We start from the raw sequence: 9,614 nt of genomic DNA, 5'->3' as shown, positions 1-9,614 counted from the left end.
AGACTATTTTTTCTCTTAGGTAGAATCGTAAAAATAAAAACTCTTAAAAATCAATGGCCGTCATGAATTTTCCCTGCTCCCTGCCCATAAAACACAGCATAAATTATTACAACCTAATATCTGTAACTTAACCTCAGCCTTAGTTTTTTATCAATAGTCTTTAATAAATTAGAAATGACTACATTATTAGATACGGATATTTAACTTGATTGATTTAAATTACGTTTACTTTCTTAAGTCCAATAGTGATGGTGTTCAAAGCTAAACATGACATGCATATATATAACACATGCTTTTTCTTTGCTTCTTGATCGGCTGATATCCTGAAAACTTACTTTACATCTAATAAATTAGAAAAATAGTCTAGGTATCGCTTTGCCATTATTTCACTAGAAAAGTGCCTATCGAATTCATTTTTTGGTTCATAAAGTTCATAGTGTTCTACAACATATTTAATTGCTTCTGCGCATTCGCTTGCATTACCGACCCCAAAAGATCTCCCTATGTTATAATTATCAATAAGATAACTAAGGGATGGTATGTTTGAAACTACGACAGGTAAACCAACACTCAATGCTTCAAGCATAGCCATTGGCATACCTTCAGCCTTAGAAGACATAACAAAAATATCAGCATCTAGATAATGGTTTATTACATCTGAATGTTTAACAAAACCAAAAAACTCAAATTCAGGGTATAAATTCTGCAGTTCCTGCCTTAAATCACCATCACCAAGGATTTTGACTTCTAAATCCATTCCACTCCTAATTAGGATTTTACAAGCATCCAAGAAGGTTTTAGGATCTTTTCGGCTGTTCATATGTCCACAAAATACTAGTTTCGTTTTTTTAGAACAGGAACTATAAACTTTATTATAATTTAGACTCAATACTCCATTGGGAATAAATGTTGCTTTGCTAGATAGATAGTCCGCTCCTTCCTTAGACACTGTAATAACGTTTTCATTTGAAAGAACTACTTTGTGTATAAAGGCCATAATACTGCCTTGAAACCAACCATAGTTAAATGCATAGTCTTTTTTAGGATGATTATGAAGAGTACTGATAACTGGAGGTGTATCCTTATTAGAAGAAAGCTTATTTATTATATCAGGTATAAGTCCATGAGAATTTATAATATCGAAATTAAACCTTTCTATTAAACGGATATATTTTTTAATGGCTGATATGAGTGATGCTTTATTTTCTAACTCTAACGAATACAATGATGACAGGTCTTTAAATCGTTCAGACTCTTCTTTAGAAAATGGTTTAACTGAAATAATCGTAACTTCACAACCTAAGCTAACCCACTCCTTGACCAAGTTGTATATAACATTATTTGGCCCACTTTTCTTTCTCAATGAGGTAGTTAAAATACATACATTCATTAATCAAACACCAATTTCTTTAAATTTATCCAACCAATCTGACACAACCACTTTCTGGGTGAAAGGGGCATAGAAGTTATTATAATCCAAACCGGTTAAGCTTGAGGCCGCCACTATTTTTTCTGCAATTATACGGGGAATCTCTTTTTCATTTTGCATGTCTACTAAAAACTGCCTCATACTTCCTGTCATTATTTCTTTGGGTCCGGTCTTACAGTCAGTTGACACTACTGGTGTATTTAACATTAATGACTCAATTAAAACAGTTGGTAACCCTTCAGAGTCACTTGATAAAACCAAGCATTCTGCATTTTTGATGAGATAAAATGGTGACCTAATAAAACCAAAGAAATAAACCCGGCTTTCAAGATGGAGGCTCTCAACTAGTGTCTTTATCTGATCTTTTAACGGTCCTTCTCCACAGATAACTAAAGACACCGACTCATCAAGATGAGTCAACGACATCACAATTCTGTCAACTCTTTTTCTTTCACATATCGTACCTACATATATAATATATTTTTTTGGTACTTCTCGATTTAATATTATATTTGCCTCGTCTAATATTGACTCCTTACTTATGATATTATAAATACTAGACGAGCTTTTAACACTTGGAAACATATCTTTTAACTCTGTTGCAGATTCTTTTGACACAGCAACACAATGTCTATTTTTAAATAGTTTCTCTGCTTTTCTTAACGAAATACCCCTTGAATTAAATAGGTATTTTGGTGCCGAGTGAAGGCATATAATAGAAGGGCAAACAGATTCAAAAACATCATGGTAATAATGTTTATTTATCACATTATTATTTATAATAACATTTGGAGAGAGTTGCTTAATGTTACTTTCAAACTCTTTCTTATCAAACTTTATATAGTTATTAACATCTAGAATCTTTCGCCTTAAATATCCATACACCTTGGTTAAGATCTTATTTTTTCGAAGTTTATTTTTTATCCCAGTTTTTTTCTCTGTAAAATCTTCATTCTTAGAATTTAATTTTAATATTCTACCATTTTCAATTTTTAAAACTTCAATTTGATTTGGGATATCATATGCCATAGAGTTTAAATCATCGACAATTATGGTGACCTTGTGTCCTCGATTTACAAATCCCCTGGCGAGATTTAGCATAACCCTTGGGCCACCCGTACCTTTTAAGTTATTTATATATATCAATATGTTCATAATTGTATTAGTTATCTATATTAACAAGTATAACAACCTTGGTAATAGATTTCAGTCCCTCTTATTTTACTCTATCCATTATTTAATTTAGTGTCCGTTAGTACCATATGAATAACGAAAACATCACTTATTGGAAAATTTTAGTTTTTTGGCCACAGAAAATTTAATCTAAGTATTATTTATTTTTATACCCTATAGCACCAATTAAAATAGGAGAACTATTTATCTCTAATAGATAAACCCGTCTTGATATTACAGTGATCTCATTCAATTTACTTATTGTCTTTATTTGTACGTGTACTACTCGATTGTTAGTGGAAAATGCAGTTATCAATTCGGGGCATTCTTGTCAGCCCATTTTTCTATCGATAGTACATATTGTCAGCCAACTTACTAGCATCACTCATCCTACAGTAATTTACTAATCGAAGTCGGAGGATCGAGTCTTATAGACGTCGTCGATTACAGTGTATTACACCGACACTCATATAATAAATAAACTATAAATGGGCTTGAGAACAATCTATATATCTTTCACAAGCTACAATAATTGAATATAGAATGACCAACATAACGTCAAACTTTTAACAGATAATGTTAATCGGCTAGAAAGGAGCTAAATGTTGTGAATAATAATCTAATTATAAAATATAACTTCTAAAATTAATATAGGTTAACATCTGAGCTATAATCTCATAATTTTTTATAATCACTCTTAAATTAATGATTATAAAATGAGTCCATAATCAAGACTTACTACATAATTAGGCTTAAATACCCATGACTATTTCTATTTTAAATTTAATAGGAGAATTAATATTTGGGGATGACTCAAGCCCCTAATTTATGTAAATATTATAATAGTACTTATACTTTTAATTTAACAATAACTAGTTGATAACCAGCATAAGAAATAAAATCTTTATATAAAAAAGGGGCTAAGCAAATATTTAATTCTATTTTTATAGAAGCATTACTATACAACATTCATTTCTATATTTATTTATAGATCAATAAATTTTTTCTGTTTTGAGACTGTCCAAAGATCTTTTTTCTCTAAAGCATGAATAAAAAGATCATCACTATCCCCAAAACCAAATTCTCTTTCTACATCAAAAGAGATATTCTTCACTATTGATATCGTCTCTAATATTTTCTTTGAATCTTCAGCTATGTTGAAAATCGATTTAGCATTTGAACGATTATCTTGTCTAGAGCCTAGGTTTATCGATGGTTTACCATAAAATGGGACTTCACGGACCCCAGCGCTGGAGTTGCCTATCATAAAGTTAGCATTTTTAAGTAAAGTCAAAAAATACTCAAACCGGATGCTTGGGAATATTTTAAAGCACTTATTATCTTTAAGGCGGCTTAATTCATTAATGATTATCTCTGAACCGTGATCATTATTAGGATAAATGACGATAAAGTTCTCATTACTTTTTAGAAGAGCATCAACAGTATTTGATATATTCTGTTGCAGCTTATCAACTTCTGTAGTCACAGGATGATACATAAACACCGAGTAATCATCATAAGGTATTGCATATCGATCTTTAGCAGCATCAAGTGTTGGTAAGTCTGGGGAGGTCATGATGTCCAAGTCAGGAGAACCAATTACAAAAATACTTGAATCAGACTCGCCTAACTGAAGTAGTCGAGATTTAGCCGTTTCATTAGAGACAAAATGTAGATGGGACATCTTCGATACCGAATGTCGAATAAGTTCATCAATGGTCCCAGAAACTTCACCGCCTTCAATATGAGCAACTAGTATATTATTTAGCGCTCCTACTATTGCACCTGCCATAGACTCTACGCGGTCACCGTGAACAACAATCATGTCGGGTTGAAGTTCTTTTACGTAATCTGAAAGGCCTTGAATTGTTTTAGACAAGACAATATCCATCGAATCATGGCCATTCTGGTTAATGTACTTGTAAAGTGATTTAAAGCCTGCCTTTTCTACTTCGTTAGCAGTCATACCGTACTTTGCAATCATATGCATTCCAGTAATAAAAATATGTGCTTCAAGCTCTGAGTGCTCTTCGACTTTTTGAATAAGGCTCTTCAACTTTCCAAAGTCAGCACGAGTGCCTGTTAAAAATAATATCTTCTTCATTTTTATTTAGTTAACGTATTCTTTCTTCAATTGAATATCTTCAGGAATTGCTCGTGTCGCTACTTTCCCTAGAAGCGACTCATAATCTTCCGCTAAAAAGTCTCCTGTGCCCGGACGTTTTACCCACAGGTTGTCACGCGTGAACTCTTCTCCTTCTTTGATTTCAGCAATAGTCACGACACTTGCGTAAGCAAAGTCAATTGTCACTTGCTCTTCTTTTGCCGCTTCTTTCTTACCTCCACGCATTTGTGCCATACGCTTAGACTGAGCAATCAACTCTGCACAATCCTTTGCATCCATAGAACAAACAATATCTGGACCTGGACGATCTTTACTGTCTGTGAAGTGACGCTCAAGAACTGAAGCACCTGCCGCCACTGCGCCTAAACAAGCCAAGTTATCAATACTATGGTCAGAAAGCCCCACTACAGCATCAGGGAAAGCTTCTTGAAGTTGCTCCATCGCACCTATCCGAATTAGATTATCTGGAGTTGGGTATAAGTTGGTAGTATGCAGTAAACAAAATGAGGTTTTGTGTTTGCGAAAAATATTTACTGCCTTTTCAATTGAAGGGATAGAATTCATCCCAGTACTCAAGATAATCGGTTTACCAAAACTTGCGATGAGATCAAGTAATGGATAGTTGTTGCACTCACCTGAACCAATTTTGTAAGCAGGAACATTCATACGCTCAAGACGATATGCTGCAGAACGTGAAAATGGGGTACTAATGAAAATCGCACCTTTTGATTCCACATACTCTTTCAACTTAGTTTCATCTTCTTCATTAAGAGCGCAGCGCTTCATAATTTCGTAAATAGACACATTAGCATTGCCTGGAACAACACTTTTTGCCTCACCGCTCATTTCATCATCAACAATATGTGTCTGGTGCTTAATCACTTGTGCACCACCTTCAATAGCAGCATCTACCATCTCAAATGCCACTTTCAAAGAGCCTTCGTGGTTGATCCCAATTTCGGCGATAACCAGTGGGTCATAATCTAGACCAATCTTACGTCCAGAAATCTCAAATACCGGATTTGTCATTACTTAAGTTCCTTCAATCTTTGCTCCACCACTTTTAAGTCTTCAATCGTATCTACATCAATAGAATCCGATATTGACATCACGTATGGGAGTACATTGGTTCGTGGGAAGTGGTTGTTACGTTTAAATTCTTCTACAGAAAAGACATAGATTGCGCCATTTGGTTGAAATGCACGAGGTAAGTCTTGTCTTCTCATGTACGGCGCTTCATCACTGTATAATCCTTCAATTGCTCCATCCTCACGTTCTATATAGGACTTAATCGGGGTATGGGAGGGTTCGAAAACGCTGATAACACAGTGAGCATTCTTTATTTGAAAAAGATTTAGTGCTTCTTCTATATGATTTGTTGTTCGTAGCGGTGATGTTGGTTGCAACAATGTCATACAATTGCAGGGGATATTATTCCCCTCTAACCATTCAATAGCATGTTCCACCACATCAATACTGCTTGCTGTATCTGATGCTAATTCGTCTGGACGCGGAATTATTTCAGCACCAAACTCTAAACTAACTGCTGCAATTTCATCATCATCCGTCGAAACAAATACACGCTTAATTAGAGAAGAATTAAGGGCAGCTTGAATTGTCCATCCAATGAGTGGACTACCATTAACCGGGAGTATGTTTTTTCTCGGCAGCCCTTTAGAGCCACCTCTTGCCGTAATTAGAGCAATATGCTTGTTACACATGTAATATTTTCCGATGAACTAATACTCATTTATATCTCACTGAAAAACCGTTCCAAGACAGTTTTATCTATTTCGGGAGAGGCATATCACATCAATCAAATTTAATGCGTTAATTTTATTTACTTTTAATAAATTCTAGTGCCCTCATATGTAAAAATCAGGTACACTATTTTTCATAGTATGAATAAATAAAACCACCACCGAACCTCATCTTAATAAAAAGCTTTGTACCACTTAACAAACTCAGCAACCCCTTCGCGAATATCTACCTCAGGTTGATACCCTGTTTCCTCAAACAAAGCCGTGGTATCCGCATAGGTCTGATATACATCACCAGGTTGCATCGGCATAAAGTTCTTTTTCGCTTCAATTCCTAAAGACTCTTCTAATGCATGAATATAATCCATCAGTTTCACTGGTTGACCATTGCCTATATTGTAAACACGGTAGGGTGCAGAGCTAGTTGCCGGGAAACCATCTTCAACAGTCCAATTACTGTTCTTTTGAGGAGTAACATTCTGAATTCGGATGATGCCTTCCACGATGTCATCGATATAAGTGAAATCACGACGCATATCGCCATTGTTATAAATATCGATGGTTTCACCTTTCACAATTTTATGGGTGAACTTGAGCAGCGCCATGTCCGGACGCCCCCATGGACCGTAAACAGTAAAGAAACGTAATCCGGTTGTAGGAATGTCGTAAAGGTGGGAATAGGTGTGCGCCATCAACTCGTTAGATTTTTTGGTCGCAGCATATAGAGAGATAGGATGGTCGACAGAATCATCGGTACTGAAAGGCACCTTTCCATTTAGACCATAAACAGAACTGGAGGAAGCATAAACGAGGTGTTTCACTTTATTGTGGCGACAACCTTCTAAGATATTTAGGTGTCCCACTAAATTGCTATCTGCATAAGCAAGCGGATTATCCAGGGAGTAGCGTACACCAGCCTGCGCGGCTAAGTGGATAACTCGATCAAATTGCTCACTGGCAAATAGCTCTGGGATCGCCACGCGGTCAGCAATATCCAGTTTGATAAACTTAAATAGAGGGTGTTCGATTCGCTCTAACCGAGCGTACTTTAAGTTAACGTCATAATAGTCGTTAATGTTATCGATACCAACGACATCGTGACCCATTTCTGTCAGGCGCTCGACAACCGCACTGCCAATGAATCCAGCAGCGCCTGTTACTAAGTATTTCATATTATTTTCCTAGACAACCTAAATCCCCCTAGACGTAAGGGACATATAATGGTTTATATTGTTCAACACGAGACACGTACAGAAAGCGTACTGGCGTTATCAAACCCAACGATTGCAGCCAGCATTTTTCTTATTGATTTTTGTTATCTGTGTTTATTGCCGCATGCCCATTGTGTTAAATAGAAGCGTTTTTTAGAGAAGAGTCTGTAAAATTCTTCACTTTAAATCGTGAAGTTTTTCTACATTTCATCTCAGACTTCGGATGAGCTTGAGACAGTTTTTATTCATTTTGAGACAGTCAGTTTTCGCTAACCATTTGGAATTGCATGATTTGGCCTATTTTGGCTACCCTGCCCCAATAGGCCTTTTTTTTAATTTTCTACTTAGACGTAAACTGAAGTCCTAAAGTATGAAATAGCTTGTTAAACCAAGAAGAGATACGCCAAATATGGCTAATTACCGAAAAATAGCATGCAAACAAAATCAAGAAAGCTACAAACATTACTGATTCACTAATGCCAACAAAGTCAGCCCACAAGCCGATAGCGGCACAAATCGATGCCATCGAACAGATGAAAATTAACGTTGCACCTGGTGAAAGCCCAATACGTTGGCAAATATGGTGTAGATGTTCTCTGTCTGGTTGGAATGGGGACTGACCTTTACGAATACGACGGATCATAATGGTTGCCATGTCCATCAAGGGTAAGGCAATTAACCACAGAGCGGTGACTGGCTTGAAGGCTACAGCTCCTGGTTCTTGCGTGCCACTAATTAGCATCCAGACCACAGTAAAGCCGATGAACATACTGCCTGCATCACCCATGAAGATCTTAAAGCGACGACCTAGTGGGAAACCTAAGTTCAGGAAGATATAAGGAAGCATCGCAGTCACTATCATTAAACAAATCGTCACCAAATATTCATTTCCGTTGTACGCAAAGACAATACCCAACGCTGTAAAGGTGACCGAGGCTAACCCGCCCAGCAAGCCGTCTATGCCATCAACCATATTAAATGCGTTAATTGCGCCTATTACCGCAATAACGGTGATCACTGCGCCAGCGACTTCATTAAGGGCAATGGTTTCGCTCCCCATTAAGTAGCCTAAATCGTGTAAGCTGTGGCCTCCGATGTAAATCATCGCAAGGGATATTCCGGCTTGGATAATAAGACGAATTTTGAAACTTACATCGTAGTAGTCATCTAATGCGCCGAGCACTATAAGCACAGCCGAACAAGATAAGTAGAGTGATAGGTTGTCATTCATTGGTAGGAACAGAAGGAACCCGACCAGTATAGTAGAGAAAATGGAGATACCTCCTACAAGGGGTACGACACCTTGGTGAAGCTTTCTTGCATTGGGTTTATCTACTAGACCTACGCGCTTAGCAACTTTGCGCATAACAAAAAGTAGAACGAACGACAAAATAAATACAAATAAATATGCATTATTCATGATAGCCAACTGTGTTATTAAATAAGTTTGAGGTAAATCTATAACGCATCCGACTGATTTCCTTTACGGATTCCATTGCATCACAGGTCCGATACTGCTAATTCTTGCTTCGCTCGTATCTAGACACGCCGAACTCTAAGAATGAGCAGGTGATTTTTGGGCGTGACAAAACCGAATTAGCCAACGTGGGTTGTAACGCATTGCAAACGCTAATTCCTAATATTGAATATGTAAGTAACTGAGTTCCACCGACACTAGCTCGTGACGGTCATCGGTTCTCAGCCTTTTATAGGCAGGCCAAATACAAAGCTGAACATACTAACTGACGGTTTGGACCGGTAGTTAAGTACTTCTATAAACCTAGTATTTGGTTTTGATAGGTATGAGAAATGAAGATTTAAATTGTAACCTATGCCTAACCAGGGAAAATTCATGAACATTCCCGTCCTACAAGGGCTGTCAAAACCTTATAAAGGTACTCCGGTTCCATCGCACA

The 9,614-nt window shown here is 36.7% G+C and carries 7 protein-coding genes; all 7 read right to left on the bottom strand.

Annotated features, from left to right (window positions below):
• Positions 1–331 precede the first annotated feature (331 nt).
• The 7 genes from R8N28_RS23285 to wecA all read right to left on the bottom strand — a co-directional run bounded on the left by R8N28_RS23285 (position 332) and on the right by wecA (position 9,118).
• Positions 332–1,390 (bottom strand): glycosyltransferase family 4 protein, encoded by a 1,059-nt coding sequence (locus R8N28_RS23285; protein WP_318183466.1) that lies wholly within the window; start codon positions 1,388–1,390, stop codon positions 332–334.
• A gap of 3 nt (positions 1,391–1,393) precedes the next feature.
• Positions 1,394–2,458 (bottom strand): glycosyltransferase, encoded by a 1,065-nt coding sequence (locus R8N28_RS23280; RefSeq protein WP_318183465.1) that lies wholly within the window; start codon positions 2,456–2,458, stop codon positions 1,394–1,396.
• A 1,129-nt stretch (positions 2,459–3,587) separates the two neighbouring features.
• Positions 3,588–4,706: a UDP-N-acetylglucosamine 2-epimerase gene (gene neuC, locus R8N28_RS23275; protein WP_118117536.1), complete on the bottom strand. Its 1,119-nt coding sequence runs from the start codon at positions 4,704–4,706 to the stop codon at positions 3,588–3,590.
• A gap of 6 nt (positions 4,707–4,712) precedes the next feature.
• Positions 4,713–5,756: an N-acetylneuraminate synthase family protein gene (locus tag R8N28_RS23270; RefSeq protein ID WP_118117534.1), complete on the bottom strand. Its 1,044-nt coding sequence runs from the start codon at positions 5,754–5,756 to the stop codon at positions 4,713–4,715.
• Positions 5,756–6,448: an acylneuraminate cytidylyltransferase family protein gene (locus R8N28_RS23265; RefSeq protein WP_318183464.1), complete on the bottom strand. Its 693-nt coding sequence runs from the start codon at positions 6,446–6,448 to the stop codon at positions 5,756–5,758. The genes R8N28_RS23270 and R8N28_RS23265 overlap by 1 nt, the downstream gene beginning before the upstream one ends.
• 212 nt (positions 6,449–6,660) lie before the next feature.
• Positions 6,661–7,659 (bottom strand): NAD-dependent epimerase, encoded by a 999-nt coding sequence (locus R8N28_RS23260; RefSeq protein ID WP_318183463.1) that lies wholly within the window; start codon positions 7,657–7,659, stop codon positions 6,661–6,663.
• A 379-nt stretch (positions 7,660–8,038) separates the two neighbouring features.
• Positions 8,039–9,118 carry a UDP-N-acetylglucosamine--undecaprenyl-phosphate N-acetylglucosaminephosphotransferase gene (wecA, locus tag R8N28_RS23255; RefSeq protein WP_318104948.1) on the bottom strand — a complete coding sequence of 360 codons (1,080 nt, stop codon included), beginning with the start codon at positions 9,116–9,118 and terminating at the stop codon, positions 8,039–8,041.
• Positions 9,119–9,614 lie beyond the last annotated feature (496 nt).

The sequence above is a fragment of the Vibrio sp. Vb1554 genome (genome assembly GCF_033344235.1).
Note: the sequence above shows the minus strand (reverse complement) of the source record. Positions and strands in the feature narration are given on the sequence as shown.

What these genes read in the sequence shown, in the direction of transcription:
- R8N28_RS23285 (WP_318183466.1), bottom strand. Translation starts at nt 1,390, where the DNA reads ATGAATGTATGTATTTTAACTACCTCATTGAGAAAGAAAAGTGGGCCA.
- R8N28_RS23280 (WP_318183465.1), bottom strand. Translation starts at nt 2,458, where the DNA reads ATGGCATATGATATCCCAAATCAAATTGAAGTTTTAAAAATTGAAAAT.
- neuC (WP_118117536.1), bottom strand. Translation starts at nt 4,706, where the DNA reads ATGAAGAAGATATTATTTTTAACAGGCACTCGTGCTGACTTTGGAAAG.
- R8N28_RS23270 (WP_118117534.1), bottom strand. Translation starts at nt 5,756, where the DNA reads ATGACAAATCCGGTATTTGAGATTTCTGGACGTAAGATTGGTCTAGAT.
- R8N28_RS23265 (WP_318183464.1), bottom strand. Translation starts at nt 6,448, where the DNA reads ATGTGTAACAAGCATATTGCTCTAATTACGGCAAGAGGTGGCTCTAAA.
- R8N28_RS23260 (WP_318183463.1), bottom strand. Translation starts at nt 7,659, where the DNA reads ATGAAATACTTAGTAACAGGCGCTGCTGGATTCATTGGCAGTGCGGTT.
- wecA (WP_318104948.1), bottom strand. Translation starts at nt 9,118, where the DNA reads ATGAATAATGCATATTTATTTGTATTTATTTTGTCGTTCGTTCTACTT.